Origin of the sequence: Nonomuraea sp. NPDC049158 (genome assembly GCF_040648335.1) — a bacterium.
In the GTDB taxonomy this organism is placed as follows: Bacteria; Actinomycetota; Actinomycetes; order Streptosporangiales; family Streptosporangiaceae; genus Nonomuraea.
Map to the genome: position 1 here is coordinate 205,406 of NZ_JBEZDM010000003.1, position 22,604 is coordinate 228,009.

At 70.7% G+C, this 22,604-nt stretch carries 19 protein-coding genes; 12 read left to right on the forward strand and 7 right to left on the reverse strand.

What is annotated here, in order from left to right; all coding sequences use genetic code 11:
- Positions 1-52: 52 nt before the first annotated feature.
- The 3 genes from AB0B61_RS08665 to AB0B61_RS08675 are packed head-to-tail and all read right to left on the reverse strand — an operon-like array spanning position 53 to position 2,515.
- The gene (locus tag AB0B61_RS08665; protein ID WP_358429698.1) at positions 53-820 is read right to left on the reverse strand and encodes an ABC transporter permease; all 768 of its coding nucleotides are present in this window, start codon (positions 818-820) and stop codon (positions 53-55) included.
- Positions 817-1,875 carry an ABC transporter ATP-binding protein gene (locus AB0B61_RS08670; RefSeq protein ID WP_358429700.1) on the reverse strand — a complete coding sequence of 353 codons (1,059 nt, stop codon included), beginning with the start codon at positions 1,873-1,875 and terminating at the stop codon, positions 817-819. The genes AB0B61_RS08665 and AB0B61_RS08670 overlap by 4 nt, the downstream gene beginning before the upstream one ends.
- On the reverse strand, positions 1,862-2,515 hold the full coding sequence (locus AB0B61_RS08675; RefSeq protein ID WP_357947744.1) for an ABC transporter permease: 654 nt from the start codon (positions 2,513-2,515) through the stop codon (positions 1,862-1,864). The genes AB0B61_RS08670 and AB0B61_RS08675 overlap by 14 nt, the downstream gene beginning before the upstream one ends.
- Before the next feature lie 155 nt (positions 2,516-2,670).
- On the opposite strand from AB0B61_RS08675, the gene AB0B61_RS08680 reads away from it, so the two are divergent.
- Entirely contained in the window at positions 2,671-3,891 is a 1,221-nt protein-coding gene (locus AB0B61_RS08680; protein ID WP_358429702.1) for a helix-turn-helix domain-containing protein, read from the forward strand.
- 18 nt (positions 3,892-3,909) lie between these two features.
- Here AB0B61_RS08680 and AB0B61_RS08685 read toward each other — a convergent pair whose 3' ends face one another.
- Positions 3,910-4,764 carry an SGNH/GDSL hydrolase family protein gene (locus tag AB0B61_RS08685; RefSeq protein ID WP_358429704.1) on the reverse strand — a complete coding sequence of 285 codons (855 nt, stop codon included), beginning with the start codon at positions 4,762-4,764 and terminating at the stop codon, positions 3,910-3,912.
- Between the two features lie 127 nt (positions 4,765-4,891).
- A complete protein-coding gene (locus tag AB0B61_RS08690; protein ID WP_358429706.1) occupies positions 4,892-6,211 on the reverse strand; it encodes an MFS transporter in 1,320 nt (439 codons plus the stop codon).
- 82 nt (positions 6,212-6,293) lie between these two features.
- On the opposite strand from AB0B61_RS08690, the gene AB0B61_RS08695 reads away from it, so the two are divergent.
- The 9 genes from AB0B61_RS08695 (at position 6,294) to AB0B61_RS08735 (ending at position 18,485) form a co-directional block, all read left to right on the forward strand.
- Positions 6,294-6,773, forward strand: a complete 480-nt coding sequence (locus AB0B61_RS08695) for an Rrf2 family transcriptional regulator (RefSeq protein WP_358429708.1) — start codon at positions 6,294-6,296, stop codon at positions 6,771-6,773.
- 107 nt (positions 6,774-6,880) lie between these two features.
- Positions 6,881-7,912 carry a LacI family DNA-binding transcriptional regulator gene (locus tag AB0B61_RS08700; protein WP_358429710.1) on the forward strand — a complete coding sequence of 344 codons (1,032 nt, stop codon included), beginning with the start codon at positions 6,881-6,883 and terminating at the stop codon, positions 7,910-7,912.
- A 175-nt stretch (positions 7,913-8,087) separates the two neighbouring features.
- Positions 8,088-9,182 carry a Gfo/Idh/MocA family oxidoreductase gene (locus AB0B61_RS08705; RefSeq protein WP_358429712.1) on the forward strand — a complete coding sequence of 365 codons (1,095 nt, stop codon included), beginning with the start codon at positions 8,088-8,090 and terminating at the stop codon, positions 9,180-9,182.
- Positions 9,179-10,096, forward strand: coding sequence for a PmoA family protein (locus AB0B61_RS08710; RefSeq protein ID WP_358429714.1), 918 nt, complete (start codon positions 9,179-9,181; stop codon positions 10,094-10,096). The genes AB0B61_RS08705 and AB0B61_RS08710 overlap by 4 nt, the downstream gene beginning before the upstream one ends.
- The gene (locus tag AB0B61_RS08715) at positions 10,093-10,812 is read left to right on the forward strand and encodes a cupin domain-containing protein (RefSeq protein WP_358429716.1); all 720 of its coding nucleotides are present in this window, start codon (positions 10,093-10,095) and stop codon (positions 10,810-10,812) included. The genes AB0B61_RS08710 and AB0B61_RS08715 overlap by 4 nt, the downstream gene beginning before the upstream one ends.
- A 123-nt stretch (positions 10,813-10,935) precedes the next feature.
- On the forward strand, positions 10,936-11,976 hold the full coding sequence (locus AB0B61_RS08720) for a LacI family DNA-binding transcriptional regulator (RefSeq protein WP_358429718.1): 1,041 nt from the start codon (positions 10,936-10,938) through the stop codon (positions 11,974-11,976).
- Between the two features lie 22 nt (positions 11,977-11,998).
- Positions 11,999-13,936 (forward strand): DUF2264 domain-containing protein, encoded by a 1,938-nt coding sequence (locus AB0B61_RS08725; protein ID WP_358429720.1) that lies wholly within the window; start codon positions 11,999-12,001, stop codon positions 13,934-13,936.
- Between the two features lie 89 nt (positions 13,937-14,025).
- Positions 14,026-15,033 (forward strand): hydroxyacid dehydrogenase, encoded by a 1,008-nt coding sequence (locus tag AB0B61_RS08730; protein WP_358429722.1) that lies wholly within the window; start codon positions 14,026-14,028, stop codon positions 15,031-15,033.
- Positions 15,034-15,245: 212 nt separating this feature from the next.
- Positions 15,246-18,485 (forward strand): hypothetical protein, encoded by a 3,240-nt coding sequence (locus tag AB0B61_RS08735; RefSeq protein WP_358429724.1) that lies wholly within the window; start codon positions 15,246-15,248, stop codon positions 18,483-18,485.
- A 327-nt stretch (positions 18,486-18,812) separates the two neighbouring features.
- Here the strand turns inward: AB0B61_RS08735 and AB0B61_RS08740 are convergent, their stop codons facing one another.
- Complete coding sequence (locus AB0B61_RS08740) at positions 18,813-20,159, reverse strand: hypothetical protein (protein ID WP_358429726.1); 1,347 nt, start codon at positions 20,157-20,159, stop codon at positions 18,813-18,815.
- Positions 20,160-20,169: 10 nt separating this feature from the next.
- A complete protein-coding gene (locus tag AB0B61_RS08745; RefSeq protein ID WP_358429728.1) occupies positions 20,170-20,478 on the reverse strand; it encodes a hypothetical protein in 309 nt (102 codons plus the stop codon).
- A 119-nt stretch (positions 20,479-20,597) separates the two neighbouring features.
- Here AB0B61_RS08745 and AB0B61_RS08750 point away from each other — a divergent pair, with 119 nt between their 5' ends.
- Together AB0B61_RS08750 and AB0B61_RS08755 are read left to right on the forward strand one after the other, a co-directional pair.
- Complete coding sequence (locus tag AB0B61_RS08750; RefSeq protein ID WP_358429730.1) at positions 20,598-21,485, forward strand: hypothetical protein; 888 nt, start codon at positions 20,598-20,600, stop codon at positions 21,483-21,485.
- Positions 21,486-21,818: 333 nt separating this feature from the next.
- The gene (locus AB0B61_RS08755; protein WP_358429732.1) at positions 21,819-22,580 is read left to right on the forward strand and encodes an endo alpha-1,4 polygalactosaminidase; all 762 of its coding nucleotides are present in this window, start codon (positions 21,819-21,821) and stop codon (positions 22,578-22,580) included.
- The last annotated feature ends 24 nt before the right edge of the window (positions 22,581-22,604 follow it).

A 22,604-nucleotide genomic window follows, 5' to 3' on the forward strand; every position in this document is an offset into this window, starting at 1 on the left:
GAAAAACACCTCTTGAAGCTGGCTTACGGTACTTGCGGTATGAGAGGGGGAGTCAGATGCCGCGCGGCTTGAGCAGGTTCTCGGCGAGCCCGCCGAGCCAGTCGATGAAGAAGGCGATGCTCGCCGTCAGCACGGCGCCCGCGATGGTCACGGGCATGCGGTTCAGCTTGAGCCCGTTGATGATCAGCTCGCCGAAGCCGCCCGCGGCGACGAACGCGCCGAGCGTGGCGACGCCGACGGTCAGCACGAGCGCCGTCCGCAGCCCGGCGAGGATCGCCGGCACGGCCAGCTTGAGCTCCACGCGGCGCAGCACCTGTCCCTTGGTCATTCCCATGCCGCGCGCGGCCTCGATGAGCGCCGGGTCGACCTGCTGCACGCCGACCATCGTGTTGCGCAGTACGGGCAGCACCGCGTAGGCGACCAGGCCGACCAGGGCGGTCTGGAAGCCGACCCCCAGCAGGAACGTGCACAGCACGAGCAGCCCGATGGCCGGGATCGCCTGGCCCAGGTTGGCCAGGGTGAGGATGATGGGGGTGATCAGCCGGTTGCGGGCCCGGGAGGCGACGATGCCCAGGGGGATCGCGATGACCACCACGAGCGCGGTCGCCACGAGCGTCATCTCGATGTGCTCCGCGGCCTTGGCGAAGAGGACCTCACGGGTGAGGCTGCGGCTCTCGATGGAGTCCAGGTTCTGCGCGCCGAGCCAGGTGTACAGGCCGATCAGTACGCCGCAGAGGGCGACGGGGGTGATGATGTACCGCAGACCTGAAACGCGCCCGAATGAGCGGGTCCGGCCTGCGCCGATTGTCGCGGCGGTCACCTGCCGACCGCCTCCTCTCGGGCGGTGTCCGGCACGGGCGCGGCGCTCACCGGCTTCGGTCCGGATCCCACCGACTTCAGCCGTGGGGCAGGCGCGGGTTCGGTTCCCACGGCCTCGCACAGCGCGCCGTAGGTGAGGACGCCGGACGGCGAGCCGCAGCGGTCGGTGCCGTTCGCGAGCATGAGGTCCAGGGCCTCGCGCAGGCTGGCGTCCGCGGTGATCTGCGGCAGGTTCGCGCTGCCCGGCTGCTGCCGGCACTCCACGTCCGCCACGCGCAGCAGCGCGAGGCGCTTGAGCGTGGCGTCCTCGCCGATGAAGCCGGCGACGTAGTCGTCCGCCGGGTTGGCCAGGATGTTCGCGGGCGTGTCGTACTGGGCGATGTGCGAGCGCTCCTTGAGCACGGCGATGCGGTCGCCCAGCTTGATGGCCTCCTCGAAGTCGTGCGTGACGAAGATGATCGTCTTACGCAGCTGCTTCTGGAGCTTGACGAACTCGTTCTGCAGGTGCTCGCGGGTGATGGGGTCGGTCGCGCCGAAGGGCTCGTCCATCAGCATCACGGGGGGATCGGCGGCCAGCGCCCTGGCGACGCCCACGCGCTGCTGCTGCCCGCCGGACAGCTCGCGGGGGTAGCGGTCGTGGTAGGCCGACGCCTCCAGGTTGACCAGGGAGAGCAGCTCCTCCACCCGGTCGGCGGTCTTGGCGGGGGTCCAGCCGAGCAGCTTCGGCACCAGGCCGATGTTCTGGCCGATGGTCAGATGCGGGAACAGTCCCACCTGCTGGATGGCGTAGCCGATGTGCCTGCGGAGCTCGTCGGGCTGCAGGCTCAGCACGTCCTCGCCGCCGATGCGGATCTCGCCCGACGTGGGCTCGACCAGGCGGTTGATCATCTTCATGGTGGTGGTCTTGCCGCACCCGGACGGGCCGACGAAGACGACGAGCTCGCCGGCGGGGATGTCGAGGTCGACGTGGTCCACCGCGGGCGCGGGCTGTCCTGGGTAGTGCTTTGTCAGCGCCCGCAGCTCGATACTTGCACCTCCGGTGTCACGATCGAACACGAAGCCCCCTAGGAATGGTCAGTTGACGTACGGCGAAGAAGAACAGGTCGAACAGGACGGCGATGACCACGATGCCGAGCGTGCCGGCGAGCGTCGCGTTGAGCGCGTTCACCGAGCCCAGCCGGGACAGGCCTTCGAAAATCTGGGTGCCGAGGCCGGGGCCGTCGACGTAGGCGGCGATGGCCGCGATGCCGATGAGCATCTGCGTGGCCACGCGCACCCCGGTGAGGATCAGCGGCCAGGCCAGCGGCAGCCGCACTTTCAGCAGGACGCGGGTCCGGCTCATGCCCATCCCGCGTCCGGCCTCCACCATGGCGGAGTCGACGCCGCGCAGCCCGGCCACCGTGTTCCTGATGATCGGCAGGAACGCGTACGCGGTCAGTGCGACCAGCGTGGATCCCCAGCCGAGTCCGGTGATCGGGATGAGCAGGGTGAGCAGGGCGAGGGAGGGGACCGTCAGGATCGCGGCGGAGATCGCCAGCGAGAATCCCCGGGTTTTCGGAAGGTCGTGGGCGAGTAGCCCGATGCCGACGCCGACTGCCGTGGAGACGCCGATGGCGACGCCGACGACGAGGGCGTGCTCCCCGGCGGCCAGCGAGAGGGTGTCCCAGCGTGAGACGACGTACTCGCTGAAATTCATAGAGTGACCGCCTTTACTTACGCTTGCATGAGTCAGTAAACGTACGTGACTAATGGCCGTCAGCGCAAAGTCAGTCGAGGTCAGGGGCTTGCAATAGGGTCCGTAAACCCTTGTCCATTGCGGAAATGCGTCCGTTTTGGCATGGTTTGACAGTGGTGTGCCCTCTCACTCTGGCCGGCCGCCCCGTACACGAAACGCTTGATCGCCAGACCACCAAACTGGCCAGGCAGCTGGTGCGGAGCTTCGCCGAGGAGATCCCGATCTACCGGCGCTTGCCCAGGGAAGAGCTCGACGGCGACATCACCCGGATCACCGAGGACAACCTGCGGCTGATCTCCCGGATGTTCCGCGACGGCCGCCCGCCGACCAGGGCGGAGCTGGCGCCGCTGCGCTCCTCGTCCGCGCGCCGGGCCCGGGAGGGAGTGCCGCTGGACGACCTGCTCACCGCCTACGCCCGCGGGGCGCGGATGGTGTGGGAGCACCTGTTCGCCGCCGCTACGCCGGCCGACTTCGAGGACGTCCTGGCTGCCAACCGGCTCATCCTCGTCTACACGCAGGCGGTGACGAGCGCCGTGTGCACGGCGTACCTGGAAGAACGCGAGAGCATGCTCAGCCACGAGCAGCACACCATGCACGCGACGGTGTCCGCGCTGCTCGCGGGCGACAGCGCGGCTCTGGCCGGGGTACGGCTCGCGCGGCGCTACCTCGTGCTGGCCGTCGCGGCGGGCAGGCACGCCGACGAGGACTCCGACGAGCCGGGCGGGTCCATCGCCGGGCGGCGCAAGCTGCACCGGATCACCACCGCGCTGCGCCGCCATGCCGCGGAGCCGGTGCTGTCGGTGCTCGACACCACGGGCGGGCTCGTGCTGGTGCCCTGCGGCCCGCTTGACGGGCGCCTTGCTCATGTCGGCGAGATGGCCGCCGCTACTCGCGCTGACATGAGCAAGGCCGCTGGGGTGCCGGTGTGGGTCGCCGCCGAGCTCGCGCCGCCCACCGAGGTGCCGGCCGCGGCCAAACTGGCGGAGGAGGTGCTGGAGGTGGTGCAGATCTTCCAGCGGCCGCCGGGCGCGTACCGGCTGGCCGACGTCCTGCTCGAATACCAGCTCACCCGGTCGAGCGAGGCGACGGCGGCGCTGGCCGGGCTGCTCGATCCGCTGCTGGACAATCCCGACCTGCTCAGGACGCTCAAGGTGTACCTGGACACGGGGCTCGACCGGCGGCGGGCCGCGTCACTTCTTCACGTACACCCGAACACCGTCGACTACCGCCTGCGCAGGGCCGTCAGTCTGACCGGACTGGATCCCGTCGACCCCGCGCATCTCCAGCGGATCGGCGCGGCGCTGGCCGCCCGTCGCCGGCTCGGCCACCGCCACTGACCCGGGTTCTTTGCCGTCTCAGACGCCGGAGACGGCGGCCGTGACCACGGTGGCGAAGTTGCTCATGCCGAGCGCGTTCGGGTGGAAGGGGGCGGCGGGCGCGGCCGGGACGTACGGCTCGATCCACCGCACACCCGGCGACGCGCACGGGTCGTGGCCGACGCTCGGGGTCTGCAGGTCGATGAAGCCGACACCGGCGGCGGACGCCTGCTCGGCCAGCATCTGGTTGAAGTACCGCAAGGTGGCGCGGATGTAGTTGGCGTCGGCCTTGATGATCGGGACGCGCGGGTAGCAGCCGTTCGGCGGGGCGTAGGTGGCGTAGCCGACCATGAAGATCCGGGCCTGCGGGGCGCGGGCCCGGATGTCGCCCACCAGCGTGGTCAGGCGCGAGCGCAGCGCGTCCGTCTTCACCCGCCAGCTGTCCTGGCCGTCCACGATGTAGTCGTCGTTGCAGGCGTCTCCGACGGGCGGCGGCAGCAGGTTCAGGCAGTCCTCGATGAAGCCCGTGAGGCCGACGTCGTTCGCCCCGATCTGCACGGTGACGAGGGTGGTGTCCTGGCTGAGCGCGTCGAGCTGCGGCGCGACCGAGCCGAGGTCCGTGCTCTGCCGCTGGTACATGTCGCCGGTGTCGGCGCCGGAGCACGTGACGTCGCGGAACGTACTGGCGCCGATGGCCTGTGCCGTCAGGTGGGCGTAGTTGTGGTCGGAGCGCCAGCAGCCGAGGTCGGGGATGACCTGGTTGGGCACCAGCGGTCCCGAGGCGGCCGAGTCGCCGAGGGCCACGTACACGTCGCTCTGCGCGGCCTGGGCGCCGGGGGCGAGACCTAACGCCAGGGCGGCCGCTGCGAGCACGGCCAACATCCGTCGGACCATGGAGACTCCTTCGGCGAGGGGGGTGGTGGGGGGTGCGGAGTTCGACGTGCAGACACACGATGAGCCGCGAAGGTCATTCTGTGAATTGGACCGGGCGGTAAATCCGCGCTGTCAAATCTGTGACGCCTCACAAATCCCGGCCGCCCTCACGCAGTCGGGCGATGGGGAGCAGCATCGCGGTGGTCAGCCCGCTGAGCAGGCCGAAGGCCAGGCGGAAGTCTCCTGTGGCGTCACGTAGCGCTCCTACCAGCAGGGGCGCCAGCGCGGCGCAGGCGTAGCCGACGAAGAACGCCATCGCGCTGATCCGCCCGGCCTCGGCGGCGTCGCGGCTCGCCACCACGGGCAGCGTCAGGACGAGCGTGAACAGCCCGCCGTGACCGACACCCAGGGCGGCGATCCACACCCAGGTGGCCGTCGCCGGAGCCGCCGCCAGCCCCGCGAACCCGATCGCTGTCAACGCCGTCGTCAGGACCAGCCCGGCGCGCCTGTCCCGCCCTTCACCCAGCAGCGCGGGTACGGCCAGCATGGCGACGACCTGGATGGAGATCAGCACGGTCAGCAGCACGCCCGCACCGGTGGCGTCACGGTGCCCGTCCTCGTGGAGCAGGGGGACGACCCAGGCGAGTTCGCAGTAGTACAGGGCGGAGTTGACGGCGGACAACACGGTGATGCGCCAGGCCAAACCACTCCGCCAGGGCAGCCCCTTGGTGACAGGCCCTGCCGGAGTCGCCGTCCGGCTCGTGCTGGTCTGGCCCGCGCCGGTCTGGCTCGTGCTGGTCTGGCTCGTGCTGGTCTGGCTCGCGCTGGTCTGGTTCGTGCCCGCTGGCGTTGCCGTCCGGTCCGCGCCGGTCCGGTTCGTACCCGCGAGGGCCGGGGTGCTGTCGAGGTCCAGAGCGGTGCGGGAGGCCGACCAGATCGCCATGGCCGCCACCGCGAGCACCGACCAGGAGGCCAGCGCGCCCGGCCAGGAGCCGAGGGCGTCGGCCAGGGGCGCGGTCACCCCGGCCGCGACCGCGCCGCCCAGGCCGAGGCCGGCGGTGTAGATGCCGGTGACCAGGCCCGCGCGGTCGGCGAAGCGCGTCTTGACCACGGCGGGCAGCAGCGTCTGCGCGATCGCGATGCCGGCGCCGACGGCCGCCGCGCAGGTCAGCTGCAGCCAGGCGGAGCCGCCGAAGACGCGGGCCGCCGTCGCCACGGCGATGACGGCCAGCCCGAGCAGCACGCCGAGCCGCAGCCCGTACCTGCGACCGACCACGGCGGCCAAGGGCGCGCAGATCCCCATGGCCAGCGTCGGGATGGTCGTCAGCAGCGCCACTCCCGTGGCGGACAGGTCGAGGTCGGTTCGGATGCGGTCCACCAGAGGGGACACGGCGGCGATCGCCGGTCGCAGGTTCGCCGCGGCGACGAACAGCGCGACGGCGGCCGCGCCGAGGGCGGTACGTGTCATGGGAGCTCCAGTTGATCTCGGATATTTTCCATCCGAGTTCTATCACGGACATTCGTTGTCCGGAATGGGTAGGCTGCCGGACATGAAGATGTCCAACGGCGTGGAGTGGGCACTGCACAGCTGCGTCACGCTCAGCCAGAGCCAGGACCCGGTGCCGGCGGCGCGGCTCGCGGAGCTGCACGGCACCCCGCCGGCGTACCTGGCCAAGCATCTCCAGGCGCTCTCCCGGGCGGGCATCGTACGGTCTACGGCCGGGCAGGTCGGCGGCTACCTCCTCACCCGGCCGGCCGCGGCGGTCACCGTGCTGGAGGTGGTCCAGGCCATCGACGGCGACTCGCCCGCCTACCGGTGCACGGAGATCCGGCAGCAGGGGCCGCTGGCCGTACCGGCCGAACGGTGTGACCGGCCGTGCGCGATCGCCCGCGCGATGGCCTCGGCGCAGGAGGCCTGGTCCGGCGCGCTGGCGGGCATCACGATCGCGGACCTCGCGGCGGGCATCGACGCCGACAGCGACGGTACGGCCATGGCCGACGTACGCCGCTGGCTGGCCGCCCCGGCGTGACCCGCGGCCCACAACGCCCGCAGGGGGCGTTCGCGGCCAGTCGCGAGCGACCGTATCCAGTATGGTCAGGCCGATCGGCCGGTTGCCTGGCGCGAGAGGAACATCGGATGCCGCATGCGGCCAGACCCACCGTCACCCTGCACGATGTGGCCGCGGCGGCCGGGGTCTCGGTCGCGACCGCCTCCCGGGTGCTGGGCGGCAGTTCCCGTACGGTCGCGCCCGAGTACGAGCGGCGGGTGCTCGCCGCCGCCGCCGACCTGCGCTACACCGCCGACCTGTCGGCCCGAGCGATGCGCAGGGTCAGCGACGCGATCACGCTGGTCGTGGACGATCTCACCACCCCGTCGATGGGGATGATCGTGGCGGCGATGGAGCGGCGGGCCCGTGCGGCCGGGGCGTTCGTCACCGTTTCGGCCACCCGGGCGACGCCCGAACGGCAGCTCGAAACCGTCCGCCTGCTCCGTGCGCTGCGTCCACGCGCGCTTGTGCTCACTTCCAGCCGGCTGGTGGCCAACGCGCTCGAAGGCCGCCTGTTCAAGGAGTTGCAGGCGTACGAGCGTGAAGGCGGCCGGGTCGTGATCGTCGGCGTCGCGGAGGAGTCCTTCGACTCGATCGAGTTCGACAATCATGGCGCCGCCCGGACGCTCGGCGCGTACGTCGCGGAGTCGGGGCATCGGCGGGTGGTGATATTCGGCGGCGCCCGTGAATGGGCCAACCTGTCCGCGCGCGTTTCGGGATTCACCAAGGGGCTGGTCGGCGGCGGGGTCGAGGATCGGCACATCCGGATCGTGGACTGCGAGATCAGCCGCCAGGGCGGGTTCGACGCGGCGCGGCGGCTGGTCGCCGAAGGGCTGGGGGAGACGGACGCGGTTCTCGCCGTCAACGACATCGTGGCCATTGGGGCGATGTCGGCTTTCCGGGCCGCCGGTGTGCGGGTTCCCGCTGACGTCTCGGTGACGGGGATCGACGACATCCAACTGGCGGTTGACGTGACGCCTCGATTGACGACCGTGGCGCTTCCGCTGGCGCAGGTCGGTGCCGAGTCGATCCGCCTGGCGCTGGCCGAACGCACGGCACCCGCGCGGCTGACCGTGCGGGGCGAACTCGTCGTCCGGGACAGCACGGCTGACCGCCTCTGACCACCCGGCCCGAGCACCCGCCGTGCCTCGCTTCGGCAGGCTCAGGGTGGCGTCACCTGGGATATCCCAGTGGCCTCACTGGTCTCGTCTGCCCCGGACCCGGCTCTTGACGCTCGCGTAACCGCCATGCAAACTGCGGAATACGTTTTCCCACCGCCCAGGAGGCCAGGCAGACATGCCCCCACGCAGTTACCGGACCGCCATCGTCGGAACCGGCGGGATCGCCACCGCCCACGCGGCGGCCGTGCGGGCTTCCGGCGGCCGGGCCCGCCTCGTCGCCACGGCCGACGTGGACCTCGACCGGGCCAAGGCGTTCGCCGAGACCTGGGACGCGCCCCGGGCGTACGCGAGCCTGGATGAGCTGCTGGCCGAGGAGCAGGTGGACCTGGTCTGCCTGTGCACCCCGCCCGAGCAGCACGCGCCGCTGGCGGCGCGCTGCCTGGAGGCCGGGGTCACGGCGCTGGTGGAGAAGCCGCCCACGCTCTCGCTGGCGGAGTTCGCCGAGCTCCGCGAGGCGGAGAGCCGCTCGACGGCGCACGTGGCGACCGTCTTCCAGCACCGCTTCGGCCCCGCCGCCGTCCGGCTGCGCCGGCTCGTGGCGGCCGGTGAGCTCGGCCGGCCGCTGCTGGCGACCTGCGCCACCCAGTGGTACCGCGACGAGGAGTACTTCGCGGCGCCCTGGCGCGGCACCTGGGAGAAGGAGGGTGGCGGGCCGACGATGGGCCACGGCATCCACCAGTTCGACCTGCTGCTGTCGGTGCTCGGACCCTGGGCGGAGGTCACCGCGCTGGCCGCCCGTCAGGCCCGCGCCACCGACACCGAGGACGTGTCGATGGCGCTGGTGCGGTTCGAGAGCGGCGCGCTGGCCTCGGTGGTCAACTCGGTGATCTCGCCGAGGCAGACCTCCGAGCTCAGGTTCGACTTCGAGCGGGCCACGGTCGAGGTGGCGCACCTGTACGGCTACACCGACGACGACTGGACGCTGACCCCGGCCCCCGGTCACGAGGAGATCGCCTGGACGCCGGGGCCGGTCACCGCTCCGAGCGGGCACGGCGACCAGCTCGCGGCGGTGCTCGACGCGCTCGACCAGGGCGAGCCGCCACCGGTGACCCTCCAGGACGCCGGGCGGACGATGGAGTTCATCGCCGCGCTGTACGCCTCCGCCTTCACCGGCGAGCGCATACATGCGGGCCAGATCAGCCCCGCCAGCCCGTTCTGGCGGCGAATGGATGGAAGCGGTACGCCATGGAACAAGGCGGGTGCGCGATGACGCTCCAGGTCTGCCACACGCTCGACCGGTCGATCGCCGTCACGGCGGGGGACGTCGAGCTGTTCACCTACACCTACCGGCCCGACACTCCCACGCTGGAGTCGCCCAAGCCGTACCTGCACCCGATCAGGACTCTGGCCGGTGAGGTCGTGTCGCTGTTCAGGCCGCACGACCACGTCTGGCACAAGGGGATCGCCTGGTCCCTGCCGCACGTGGGCGAGCACAACTTCTGGGGCGGCCCCACGTACGTGCACGGCAGCTTCTACGTACAGCTCGACAACAACGGCAGCGCCGTGCACCAGGAGCTGACCACGCTGTCGGCGCAGGGCGAATCTGCCGAGATCGGGCACCGGCTCGCCTGGCGCTCCCAGGCCGGGCAACCGGTCATCGACGAGCTGCGCACGCTGACGGCCCAGGTGCTGGACGACTCGACCTGGGTGCTGATCTTCGAGACGGCCATGACCAACGTGTCGGGAGCCGCGCTCGACATCGGCTCGCCGACCACCAAGGGCCGCGAGAACGCCGGGTACGGCGGCCTGTTCTGGCGCGGCCCGCGATCGTTCACCCAGGGCATCGTCCAGTCCCCGACCGGCGCCGGCGCCGGAGACGACCTGCGAGGGACGCGGGCGGAGTGGTTCGGCTTCCGCGGCCGGCACGACGGGAGCGGCGACTGGTCGACGATCGTCATGGTCGACGCCGCCGCCAACCCCCAGCACCCGCCGCAGTGGTTCGTCCGCAGCGAGGAGTTCGCCTGCCTGTGCCCGGCGCCGTTCTTCAGCGAGGAGGTGCGGGTCGCGGACGGGGAGACGGTCAATTTCCGGTACGCGGTCGTGGTGGCCGCCGGAGACCACGGCGAGGAAGGCACCCGGCACCTGGCCGACCAGGGCCGTGCCGCGCTGGGGGTGCGGTCATGACGTTCCCCGGCGGGACCTCCGTCACCCGGTTGTCGGTGTACTCGGGCGCGTGTTCCGATGGCCTGGAGGGCGGCACGCCGCATATGCACACCGCCTCCACCGAGGCGTACGTCGTCATCGGCGGCAGCGGCGCCTTGCAGACCCTCGACGTGCGCGGTTTCCGGGAGACGGAGCTGAGCGGCGGTTCGACGGTGTGGTTCACGCCGGGCACGATCCATCGGGCGATCAACCGGGGTGACCTGGAGGTGGTCGTGGTGATGCAGAACGCCGGGCTGCCCGAGGCGGGGGACGCGGTGATGACGTTCCCGCCGGAGATCGTGGCGGACGCGGCCCGCTACCGGGAGGCGGCCACGCTGCCGTCCGGCGCGGGGGTGGAGGAGGCCGTGCGGCGTCGCCGTGAGCTGGCCGTGCAGGGGTTCCTGCGGCTGGCCGAGAGCCTGGCCGACGGGGATCCGGGACCGTTGCGGCAGTTTTATGACAGCGCGGTCGCGCTGGTACGTCCCGCGGTCGCGGGCTGGCGGCGTACCTGGGAGGACACCGTCGCCCGGCAGAGCCGCCACACCGCCGAGGTGCTCGACGCGCTGGAACGCGGCGACGGGACACACCTGCGCGAGGCCACGCTGCTCGAATCCCCGCCCGAACCCCGCTGGGGCATGTGCGGCCGCCTGCACACGCACGACGTCGCCCACCCGCACGTCCACTCGGCCCCCAGCTGACCTCACCCGCTGGTCCACTCGGCCCTCAGTTGACCTCGCTCCTCGTCGGCCCGCCCGGCGCGACCACTGTCGAGCTCGCCGCTTCTCCTCGCCGGATCAGACAGGGCTGAAACAATGTGCGGCATGGCCGAAGCCTCGTCCGAAGGGCGTTCGTCGCCGGCGACCCTGCACGACGTCGCGCGGGAGGCGGGCGTGTCCATCGCCACGGCGTCGCGCGCGCTCAACGGCAGCACGCGCAACGTCCGTACGGAGAACGTCTCCCGGGTGCTGGCGGCGGCGGCCAAGCTCGACTACGAGCCGCACCTGTCGGCCCAGGCGATCGCGAAGGGCTCGACGCGTACGGCGGCCCTGGTGGTGGGCGACGTGGCCGACCCCTACTTCTCCGCCATCGCCGCCGGGGTCAGCCGGGCGGCCGAGGCGGCCGGGCTCATCGTCACCATGGCCGTCGCCGACCGGTCGCCCGACCGTGAGCTCGAGATCGTCAGGACGCTGCGCGGCCAGCGCCCGCGCGTCATCATCATCGCGGGCAGCCGTGTCGACGGCGCCGGTACGCGTGAGGCGCTGGTCGAGGAGCTCGAGCAGTACCGTACGGCCGGTGGGCGCGTCGTGCTGATCAGCCAGCGGGACCTGCCGTTCGCCACCGTCACCATCGACAACCGCGGCGGGGCCAGGCGGCTCGCCCGCGCGCTGGCCGGGGTGGGGTACCGGCGGTTCGCGGTCATCCACGCCCCCGACCGGGTCCGCACCTCCCGCGACCGGGTGGACGGTTTCACCGAAGGGCTGCGGGAGTCGGGCATCGCTCTGGACGGCCGGTTCCTGCTGGAGACGGAGTTCACTCGGGGCGGCGGCTACGCGGCGGCCAATGAGCTGGCCGGACGTGGGCTTGAAGGGATCGAGGTCGTCTTCGCGGTCAACGACGTGATGGCGATCGGCGCGATGACGGCCTTCCGCGACGCCGGGCTCGTCCCGGGTGCGGACATCGCGGTCGCCGGGTTCGACGACATCGGCTCGGCGGTGGACGTCGTGCCCGCGCTCACCTCCGTGGCCGTTCCCCTGGAGGAGGCCGGCGCGAGCGCGATGCGCCTCGCGCTCGCTGAGGGCGCGGAGTTGCGGATCGAGACGCGGGTGATTCTGCGCGAGAGCACCCCTCCCCGGTCTCGTTGATCGCGAGCCGTATTATCCGCTTATGTCATCGCTGCGCCTCCCACCTGCCGATACCGACTTGTCCGCCTGCACCGGCTGGACCCGGGCGCACTGGGAGGCCGTGGCGGATCACCTGTTGGCAGCCGTGGTGCCGTACGCCACCGATGACTTCGCGCAGTACCGCATGCCGGGCAGGGAGAGCCGGTCGGGGCCGGTCAGTGACGGCCTGGAGGGGTACGCCCGCACGTTCCTGCTGGCCGCGTTCCGGATCGCCGGGGCGGGCGGCGCGGTGCCGCCCGCTCTCCTGGAGCGGTACGCCCAGGGGCTGGTGGCGGGGACCGACCCGGCGCATCCGTACGCCTGGCCGCCGCTGACCGACATGTCCCAACCGCTGGTCGAGGCGGCGTCGATCGCGCTGGCCCTGCACGAGACCCGGCCCTGGCTGTACGACCGGTTGTCCCCGGCCGAGCAGGAGCGGGTGGTGGCCTGGCTGGCGGGCTTCGTCGGCAGGCGGACGCCGGACAACAACTGGGTGCTGTTCCGGGTGGTCGTCGAGCAGTTCCTGGCCGAGGTGGGCGGGCCGTACAAGCTCGATGAGATCACCGGCGGCCTGGAGCGGATCGAGGAGTGGTACGTCGGGGACGGCTGGTACTCCGACGGCGCGGGCAAGAACTTCGACTACTACGCGGGCTGGGCCCTGCACCTCTACCCGCTGCTGTGGGCCAGGATGGCCGGGGACGACGCCCGCCTGGAGCGTTACGGCGAGCGGCTGCGGACCTTCCTGGGCCAGTACCAGCACCTGTTCGCCGCCGATGGCGGACCTGTGCACCAGGGGCGGTCGCTTACCTACCGGTTCGCCACGGTCGCGCCGCTCTGGCTGGGCGCGCTGACCGGCTCCTCGCCGCTCCCGCCCGGCCGGACCCGGCGGATCGCCAGCGGAGTGCTGCGCCACTTCGTCGAGCGGGGCGTGCCGGACGAGCGGGGTCTGTTGACGCTCGGCTGGTACGACACCTTCTTGCCGGTCACGCAGAGCTACTCGGGGCCGGGCTCGCCCTATTGGGCCAGCAAGGCGTTCCTCGGCCTGCTGCTGCCCCCCGAACACCCGGTGTGGACGGACGCCGAGGCCCCGGCGCCGATCGACCTCGCGGACCAGACGGTGGCGATGCGCCCGCCGGGGTGGCTGCTGCACGCCACCCGTGAGGACGGCGTGGTCCGGCTGATCAACCACGGCAGCGACCGGGACCGGATCCAGGACCCGTCGGGGGTGCCGGACCCGCACTACCTCAAGCTCGCCTACACCAGCCACACCGGCCCCGACCTGGCCGAGACGGCCGGTAGCGAAAGCGGGACGGCCGGTAGCGACGGGCAGGCGGTGGGCATCGACGGGGAGGTGGTCGTCGTCGCGCCGGACGGGGCCGTCTCCCGCAGGCGCCGCATCGAGCCGCTCACCACGCAGGACCGGTTCGCCGCCTCCGCCTACCGCGACGACCTGCCGGCCGGCCCGGTCCACGTGGTGACGGCCTCGGTGGTGGACGGGGCGGCCGAGGTGCGGATCCACCGGGTCACCGCGCCCGCCGGACACCAGGTCAGGGACGGTGGCCACGCCATCGCGGGGGAGACGCCGCCCATGGCGCGCAGCGGCGAGCTCTGGGCGTCGGCGCGGCGCGCGGACGGGCTGGTCAGCGTGGTGCGCGGGCTGCACGGCTACACGGCGGCCGGAGTGGCGACCGCGGAGGGCGCGAACGCTTTCGGACGGCACTCGGCCACCCCGTACGTGCTCGCGGACGCACACCCGGGCGGAACCGCCGTGTACGTCAGCCTCGTCCTGCTCACCGGCGCGCCCGAGGCGCGACCCCCGGCGGTACGGGTCGACGGCGACCAGGTCACCCTCGCCCTGCCGAGCGGCGACTCGGCGACGATCCGCCTCACCGAGACCCCGACTTGCGTCCGCGTCACCGGCGGCGGGAGGAACCCGACGTGAAGCGCCGACGACGGTCCGCCTCCCCGGGCGCGTCACTGGCGGCACATGAAGCCCCCGCATAACCGTCCACCTACCTGAGGAGCCTGCCGATGTCACGGCCACCCGTCGCGGTCTTCGCGATCGCGCCCTGGGCCTTCCCCGACGTCTTCCCCGCCGACCTCGTCGACCGGTTGCGGCAGTCGGTCGAGGTCGACGCGACGGTGACGTTCACCTCGTTCCAGGGAGAGCAGGCGGCGCGGGCGCTGGCCGGGGCGGAGATCCTGCTGACCGGGTGGGGCTGCCCGCGGATCGACGCCGAGGTGCTGAAGGCGGCGCCCGGGCTGCGGGCCGTCGTGCACGCCGCCGGCACCGTCAAGGCGATCGTCGATCCCGTCGTGTACGAGCGGGGCATCCTCGTGTCGTCCGCGGCGGAGGCGAACGCCGTGCCCGTCGCCGAGTACACCATCGCCATGCTGGTGCTCGGCGCGAAACGGGTCTTCGAGCGGGCCGGTCACTACGCGGCCGGCGCCGACCGGTCGGCCTGGCAGCAGGGCGCGGGCACCGGGCTGTACGACTGCACCGTGGGCGTGATCGGGGCCTCCCGGGTGGGCAGGCACGTGCTGCGGCGGCTGCGCGGCTTCGAGGTCGACATCCTGCTGTCCGACCCCTACGTCTCGCCGGAGGAGGCGGCCGAAATGGGGGCCGAGCTGGTGGAGGTGGACGAGCTGTGCCGGCGCAGCGATCTGGTCACCGTGCACGCCCCGGCCCTCGCCGAGACCCGCCACCTGCTGGACGAGCGCCGCCTCGGCCTCCTGCCGGACCAGGCCGTCGTGATCAACACCGCCCGCGGCTCGCTGATCGACACCGAGGCGCTCACCAGGGCGTGCGCGTCCGGTCGCGTCTCGGCCGTGCTGGACGTGACCGACCCCGAGCCGCTGCCTCCGGGCCATCCCCTCTTCGGCCTGCCCAACGTGCTCATCACCCCGCATGTGGCGGGCGCGCAGGGGCGTGAGTTGCGGCGGCTCGGCGAGTACGCGATCACCGACATTGAACACTTCACACGGGGGCGCCCGATGCGCGGCCGGGTGACGGCCGAGCAGCTCGCCCGCCTGGCCTGACGACCTGGCGAAAGCCGAAACCAGCCGAAAACCTTTTCGCAACGGTCGCCAAGGCAGTCCGCCACGCCGATTGACAGGGCCCTTATATCGGTTTACGTTGCCGAAAACCTTTTATTTCACCGATTCGACAGAAAGGATTGTTAGCGCTACCACAACCAAGCGCTAGGTTCGATCACTCCCCCCAAGCGTTCGATCGGATCGGATCACTCTGCATGAGAAGAATCATCACGGCCCTCCTGCTCATCGCGGGAACACTCGTCGTAGGCGCTCCCGCGCAGGCTGCCCAGACCATCGGATACCCCACCTTCGGCGGCCAGGCGATCCCGGCCGCGCCCGGTACGTACACGACCGGCAACATGATGCAGGCCATCTACGACTCTGAGAGCTCGGGCACGGACTTCTGGATGGACCGGCTGCTGGCCCGCCCCGGCAACGACCCGGCCGGAACCTGGCTCATGTCCCGGGGACGCGCCCTGTTCATGAAGACCCACACACCGGGCACGCTCGGCTTCGCCGGTCAGGTGGCGTACTGGGAGAGCATCAGCAACAACAACGCCTACACCGTCGCGATCACACCGGGCACCTTCACCGAGCAGGTCAACTCCCGCTGGCAGGCGCCGAGCTACTGGAAGAGCGTGCACACCAGCGGCTCCATCACGGTGAACCAGACGAAGTTCATCACCAACAACAACGTCGCCGTGACGAACCTGTCGATCACGAACGGCGGCTCCAGCTCGACCACCCTGCAGCTGCGGGCGACCTCCCCGTACGCCACCTCGGGCAGCGGCAGCGAGCTGACCGGGCAGGTCAACGCCTACAACAACCTCACCACGATCTATCCCCGGCTGACCGGTGACGGCTTCACCGTCTCCAGCGGCGGCCTGAACAGGTCCGTGACGATCCCGGCCGGCGGGACCGTGACCGCCAAGGTGGTCATGGGCTTCGTCACCAACGAGATCCCCGAGTCGCGGACCGAGTATGACGCCTACGCGGGGTACACCAACGCCACCGCCTTCGCCACCCACGTACGGGCCTACAACCTGTGGTGGGCGCAGAACGTGCCCTACATCGACGTACCCGAGCCGGCCATCAAGAAGAACATCTACTACCGCTGGTGGCTGATGCGCTTCAACAACCTCGACGCCGACATTCCCGGGCAGACGTTCCAGTTCCCCACCTCGACCGAAGGCGTGCTGGGCTACAACAACGCCATCGCGCTCACCCAGCCCATGCACATCGACGACCTGAAGTACCTGCGCAACCCGATCTACTCCTACGGCGACTGGCTGAGCGTCGGTCAGATCTCCAAGAACGGCCGCTTCCTCGACAATCCGGGCGATCCGGAGAACTGGTCCAACAGCTACACCCAGTACATCGCCGAGGCGGCGTGGAAGAGCTACCAGATCCACGGCGGCCAGCCGGCGATCGCCGCCAACCTGGCGCGTTACGCCGAGGGTGACGTCAAGGGTCAGCTCTCCTACTACGACCACGACAACAACAAGCTCATCGAGTACGACTGGGGCGCCCTGACCGGCAACGACGCCGACGCCGTCTCCTTCCACTGGAAGCCCGGCAACATGGACCGCGCCGAGTCGGCCTACCAGTACAGCGGCGCGCTGGCCGCCGCGCAGGCGTACGAGGCGGTCGGCAACACCGCCAAGGCCACCGAGATGCGCACGCTCGCCACGCAGATCCAGAACGCCATCGTGAACGTGCTGTGGAATCCCAACCGGCAGCTGTTCGAGCACCGGCTGAAGTCCACCAACGAGTGGGTGCCGTGGAAGGAGATCAACAACTACTACCCGTTCGCCGTCGGCGCCGTCCCCAACACCGCGACGTACAAGCAGGCGCTGCGCCTGTTCGACGATCCGGCGCAGTATCCGATCTTCCCCTTCTACACCGCCAACCAGGCCGACAAGGCGGCCTCGGGCACCGGCAGCAACAACTTCTCCACGATCAACTCCACCGTGCAGTTCCGCCTGCTCTCCTCGGTGCTGCGGAACTACTCCAACTCGTGGATCGACACGAGCTGGTACAAGAAGCTGCTGTACTGGAACGCCTGGGCCCAGTACATCAACGGCAACACCCAGTACCCCGACGCCAACGAGTTCTGGGCGGACTGGAACAACTCCTCGATCACCTACCGTTCCTGGATCCACCACAACATCCTGGGCAGCAGCAACTGGACCGTGATCGAGGACGTGGCGGGGCTGCGCCCGCGCAACGACGCGAAGGTGGAGCTCTCACCGATCAACATCGGCTGGCCCAACTTCACCGTCAACAACCTGCGCTACCGCAACGCCGACCTGACCATCGTCTGGGACGACCCGGCGGACGGCGTGGTCCGTTACCCGGGCGTGCCCGAGGGCTACTCCATCTTCATCAACGGCAGCAGGGTCGCCACGGTCAACTCGCTGGTGCCCTTCACCTGGGACCCGGCCACCGGTGACGTCACCACGAGCGGCACGGTCACCTATCACGTGTCCTCGCCGGGGCTGCAGGCGCCCGCGCAGGTGACGCAGAGCAGCGCCCGGATGGTGGACCTGCTGGCCAAGGCCGGGGTCGACCTGACCGCCAACCTGACCAACCTGGCCTCCGGGTCCAGCGTCTCGACCTCCTCCACCGCGTCGGGCAGCACCGCCGCGGGCGCGGTCGACGGCTTCCCGGTCAACGAGCCGTTCTGGGGCGGCACCGGCGCCAGCCAGGACTGGTACGAGGTGAACTTCGGGGCCGCCCGCACGCTCAACGAGGTCCGGCTCTACTTCAAGGACAGCCGCCCGGCCAGCGCCACCTACCGGGCACCGGCCTCGTACGACATCCAGTACTACAACGGCAGCGCCTGGGTCACCGCGCCCAGCCAGGCCAAGAGCCCGTCGGCGCCACGGGCGAACTACAACGTGGTGCAGTTCCCGGCGATCAGCGCCCAGCGGGTACGGGTGCTGGCCACCAACGCCTCGGGGGCCAAGACCGGGCTCACCGAGATCAAGATGTTCAACCGTGGCGGCACCCAGCAGCCGCCGAGCGGCAACCTGGCCGCCTCGGCGACCCCGTCGGCGTCGAACACCTCCTCCTGGGAGAGCGTCGCCGCCGTCAACGACGGGATCGACCCGCCCTCCTCCAACGACACCGTGAACCCGCGCTGGGGCTGCTGGCCGGAGACCGGGCAGCAGTGGGTGGACCTGACCTGGTCCGCGGCCCAGAACCTGAACAAGGCGGAGGTGTACTTCTTCGACGATGACGAGGGCATCGACATGCCCGCGTCCTGGAAGCTCCAGTACTGGAACGGCAGCGCCTATGTCGACGTGCCCGGCGCGAGCGCGTACGGGCTGGCCAAGAACCAGTACAACACCGTCAACTTCACCGCGACGAACACCACCCGCCTGCGGGTGCTGATGACCGGCAACGGCACCAACTCCGTCGGCCTCCTGGAGGTCAAGGCGTACGGACCGTGACCGGCGGGGGCGTGCCCCTCGGGGCACGCCCCCTTCACGGTCTCAGCCGCGGGTGTCGATCCACACGCTGATCGTCGTGTGCGGGCTGATACCGGTGTAGGAGGTGGCTCCGGCGGGCGCCCACGGGCCCTCGATGGGGATGAGCCCGACCTCCGGCAGGAAGTGCCGCTGCAGGACATGGATCCGGTGCTCGCCGGTGCCCGAGGTGCAGTAGCTGGAGGCCCACCGCTCCGAGGTGTTGAGCTGGTAGCTGCAGCCCGTGGGCGCGGCGAAGGCGTTGGGTCCCAGGAATCGTTTAGGAAAGTTTCCTAAGAATGGTCGCGACCGTCAATGGGACGGGATGGTCCACGTCACCGTGCGGGTCAGCTGACCGCGGGTGGTGTACGACCTGGCCCAGCCGAGCTCCTCGAAACGGCCGTTCTCCTGGTTGATCCACCCGGTCTTGGCGCCGTTGTCGTCGTACTTGTTGAAGTTGTACCGGTCGTGGGCGTGGACGGTGATCTCCATCGTCGCCTGGTTCCCGTCGATCCGGACGTTCCCGCTGCCCCAGATCGAGTGGCTGCCCAGGGCGCCGTTCCAGTTGTCCGTCTCGGTCTTGGCCTTGAGCGGCTGGCCGGTCATCTGGAACTCCGACCTGCCGCTTTCCCGGTAGAGCCGCTCGGCCTGCTCCTGCGCCTGGCGGACCGCCCCGTCGACCGACTGGCGGACGCTCTTGTCCTCGTCGTACGCCTTCTGGTAATCGACCTCGAAGTCGCTACCGGAACCGTCCAGATAGTGCTTGACCGTGGCGGCGGCGTCGTCCCAGCCCGGCATCGCCTCCTCGCCGTGCATGAGGCCCCGCCACTTGTACCAGTTCGCGTAGTCCTCGGCCGTGGGCTTGGCGTCGGGGTCGTACGGCCAGGGATCGTCGAAGCGGATGCCGGGGTCCTGGGGCGGGCCGATCCGGTATTCGCCGGTGAACGGGGCGCCCTTCGGTGAGTTCGGCGGGTCGTGCGGGTGGCGCTCCGGGCGTTCCTCGTCCAGGAACAGGGCGCCTCCGGACGCCGCCAGCATTCCGGCGGGACCCAGCGCCTTCTTCAGCCGCGAGGCCGCGGCCGCGGCCGGGAACTTGGGCGGCCTGGCGCCGAGCAGGCGGCGCAGGCGGGTCTCCAGCGCCCGGATCAGCGTCCGGCCGAAGTAGCGCTCCAGCTTGCGGCGCAGGGTGGCCACGGCCTGCCTGGCGAAGGTGCGCAGCATCCCGACAGTCGCCCGCGCCCGCAGCGCGGCGAGCCCGCCGGAGATCACCGCCGAGGCCAGCGCCCAGGTCAGGGCGATGAGCACGTACATCGCAAGCAGCTTCAGCAGCAGCTTGAGTATCTCGATGAGCCGGGCGAGCAGGTCGTGGGCGTCCGCCATGGCGTGCAGCGAGGTCGCGAGGCTGTCCAGGTGCCCGGCGCCGGGCTCGCTGTAGTCGGCCCAGTAGGCGTTGACCGCGTCGATGTGGTCGCCGGCGTTGTTCGTCCCGGCGCGCGCGACGGCCCCGTGCGCCGCGGGGTTGACCTCGCGCTGCAGGGACGTGGCGCACGTACGGTACGCCGTCGCGCACGTACGGATGCCGTCCTCGTCCTCTTTCGGCCATTCCACTCCGAGCAGCCGGAACCCCGGCTCCAGCTCGGGCGTGAGGGTCACCGGCATGGGGCCCGCCTCACAAACCCGTCGCCCGGACGGCCTCCTCCGCGGCGGCCACGCCCTTGCGCAGGTCGTCGGCCATCACCTCGAGGCCCGTGCCGGTGGCGTGCAGGTTGTGGTGCGTCTGCCCGCACGCCTGGTGGAGCAGCTCGTTGAGCTGGTCCACGGCCGTGCCCAGCAGGGTGCCGCCGAACGCCGTCCCGCCGCTGCCGCCCACGGACAGGAGCAGGCTGTCGGCATGACGCCGGAACAGGGCGGCGGAGTCCTTCATGTGCCGCCCGGCGCCGCTCAATGCCGCGTGGTCGAAGAGAAACTCCTGGCCCACCGGTCACCCTCGCGCAGACATAGGGGCATCTTTAGCCCCTTTTGTCCCATGCTAGACCAGGCGTGCGGATGGCCGTTTCCTGCAAGACCGGGGCACGGTGACCAGGTCATGATGAACGCATGAACATTGATCTTTCCGTGGCCGCCGACTTCATGGCCACCCACGCACGGGTCCTGGACCGCCGCCGCTTCCAGCTCCTGACGGGCGAGCGCGATCCGGCCGCCGCGCTGGCCGCGCTGGACGGCTACCGCAATCCCGACGGCGGCTACGGCTGGGGCCTGGAGCCCGACCTGCGCTCGCCCGAGAGCCAGCCGGGGGCCGCGCTGCACGCCTTCGAGGTGTTCGAGGACGTCGCACCGGCCGCCTGCCCGCGGGCGGCCGAGCTGTGCGACTGGCTGGAGTCGGTCTCGCTGCCCGACGGCGGGCTGCCGTTCGCGCTGCCCAGCGCCTCGAACGCGGGCAACGCCCCCTGGTGGGCGGGTGCCGACAGTACGGTGTCCTCGCTGCAGATCACCTCCGTCACCGCGGCCGTCGCGCACCGCGTCGCCGCCCACCTGCCCGAGGTGGCCGCGCATCCGTGGCTGGCGCGGGCCACCCGTTACTGCCTGGGCGCGATCGCCGCCCTCGACCGGCAGCCGCACGCGTACGTGCTGGCCTTCGCGCTGCGCTTCCTGGACGCCGTGCACGACACCCACCCGGAGGCCGCCGGGCTGCTCGAGCGGCTGGGCGCGTACCTGCCGGCCAGCGGCCAGGTGCACGTCGAAGGCGGCACCGAGCACGAGATGCTGCGCCCGCTGGACTTCGCGCCGTTCCCGGACCGTCCGTTGCGGGCCTTGTTCGCCCCGGAGGCGGTCGAGGCCGACCTCGACCGGCTGGCCGGGACGCAGAAGGACGACGGCGGGTGGACCGTCGACTACGCCCAGATCTCCCCGGCGGGCGTCCTGGACTGGCGCGGCTACACGACCGTCGGCGCGCTCGCCATTCTGCTCCGTAACGGGCGGATCTGACGGCACGTCCGGGTGGGCTGATCGCCCGGCCGCGGCTTCCGGGCACCGGTAGGCTGCTCCGCACTGCGGTGACGTATCTCCTGTGCAATGCTGCGCTGAATGAGCCTGAAGTGAGCAGCTCCGGACTCTTGACAGGAGCGTTCGTGCTCGATTTACTCCGAGGAACGCCGGTATCGAGCACCGGCCCCAGAGGTACGCCTAGCCGGTAAGTGGCCACCGCCACAAGCCCGGACTAAGTCGCCAGGATCGCTGTCAGCGTCCGAGGCGGGGACGTACCCCCTATCGTCTGGAGATACGACGATGAGCCCCACCCGTAGATGCTTAGGCGCTGCCGTGGCCCTTTCGGCCGCGTTGCTCGCCGTCCCCTCGACCGCTTCGGCGGCCGCGGTGACCCTTCCCCCGGTACACGCCGGGTTCGACTACCAGATCGGTGGCGCGTACACGCCGCCGGCCGGGGTCACCGTGGTCAGCAGGGACCGGGCCGCCGCGCCCGCCGCGGGGCTGTACAACATCTGCTACGTCAACGCCTTCCAGGTCCAGCCGGGCGAGGAGGACGACTGGGACTCCGACCTGCTGCTGCGTGACGCCAACGGCAAGGTGGTCATCGACGAGGACTGGGGCGAGGCACTGCTCGACCTGCGGACCGATGCCAAGCGCAAGCGGGTCGCCGCGAAGGTGAACGGCTGGATCGACGGCTGCAAGGCCAAGGGCTACCAGGCCATCGAGCCCGACAACTACGACAGCTACACCCGTTCGAAGAAGCTGCTGACGGCCTCGAACGCCCAGGCGTACATCCGGCTGCTCAGCAGCCACGCCCACGCCCAGGGCGTGGCCATCGCCCAGAAGAACACCTCGGAACTGGCCGGATCGCGTGTCGCGAACGGGCTCGACTTCGCGGTCGCCGAAGAGTGCGGCACCTGGGACGAGTGCGGGGACTACACGGCGGCGTTCGGCAACAACGTGATCGTGATCGAGTACACCGCGTCGGGCCTGAAGAAGGCCTGCTCCGGCTGGGGCACCAAGCTGAGCATCGTCCAGCGCGACGTGGACGTCTCGCCCAAGGGCACCAGCGGATACGTCCGCAAGACCTGCTGAACGGTCTTCTGAACCAACGGTTTC

What these genes read in the sequence shown, in the direction of transcription:
- AB0B61_RS08715 (WP_358429716.1), top strand. Translation starts at nt 10,093, where the DNA reads ATGACGTTCCCCGGCGGGACCTCCGTCACCCGGTTGTCGGTGTACTCG.
- AB0B61_RS08690 (WP_358429706.1), bottom strand. Translation starts at nt 6,211, where the DNA reads ATGACACGTACCGCCCTCGGCGCGGCCGCCGTCGCGCTGTTCGTCGCC.
- AB0B61_RS08685 (WP_358429704.1), bottom strand. Translation starts at nt 4,764, where the DNA reads ATGGTCCGACGGATGTTGGCCGTGCTCGCAGCGGCCGCCCTGGCGTTA.
- AB0B61_RS08720 (WP_358429718.1), top strand. Translation starts at nt 10,936, where the DNA reads ATGGCCGAAGCCTCGTCCGAAGGGCGTTCGTCGCCGGCGACCCTGCAC.
- AB0B61_RS08675 (WP_357947744.1), bottom strand. Translation starts at nt 2,515, where the DNA reads ATGAATTTCAGCGAGTACGTCGTCTCACGCTGGGACACCCTCTCGCTG.
- AB0B61_RS08735 (WP_358429724.1), top strand. Translation starts at nt 15,246, where the DNA reads ATGAGAAGAATCATCACGGCCCTCCTGCTCATCGCGGGAACACTCGTC.
- AB0B61_RS08700 (WP_358429710.1), top strand. Translation starts at nt 6,881, where the DNA reads ATGCCGCATGCGGCCAGACCCACCGTCACCCTGCACGATGTGGCCGCG.
- AB0B61_RS08725 (WP_358429720.1), top strand. Translation starts at nt 11,999, where the DNA reads ATGTCATCGCTGCGCCTCCCACCTGCCGATACCGACTTGTCCGCCTGC.
- AB0B61_RS08695 (WP_358429708.1), top strand. Translation starts at nt 6,294, where the DNA reads ATGAAGATGTCCAACGGCGTGGAGTGGGCACTGCACAGCTGCGTCACG.
- AB0B61_RS08750 (WP_358429730.1), top strand. Translation starts at nt 20,598, where the DNA reads ATGAACATTGATCTTTCCGTGGCCGCCGACTTCATGGCCACCCACGCA.
- AB0B61_RS08740 (WP_358429726.1), bottom strand. Translation starts at nt 20,159, where the DNA reads ATGCCGGTGACCCTCACGCCCGAGCTGGAGCCGGGGTTCCGGCTGCTC.
- AB0B61_RS08730 (WP_358429722.1), top strand. Translation starts at nt 14,026, where the DNA reads ATGTCACGGCCACCCGTCGCGGTCTTCGCGATCGCGCCCTGGGCCTTC.
- AB0B61_RS08705 (WP_358429712.1), top strand. Translation starts at nt 8,088, where the DNA reads ATGCCCCCACGCAGTTACCGGACCGCCATCGTCGGAACCGGCGGGATC.
- AB0B61_RS08710 (WP_358429714.1), top strand. Translation starts at nt 9,179, where the DNA reads ATGACGCTCCAGGTCTGCCACACGCTCGACCGGTCGATCGCCGTCACG.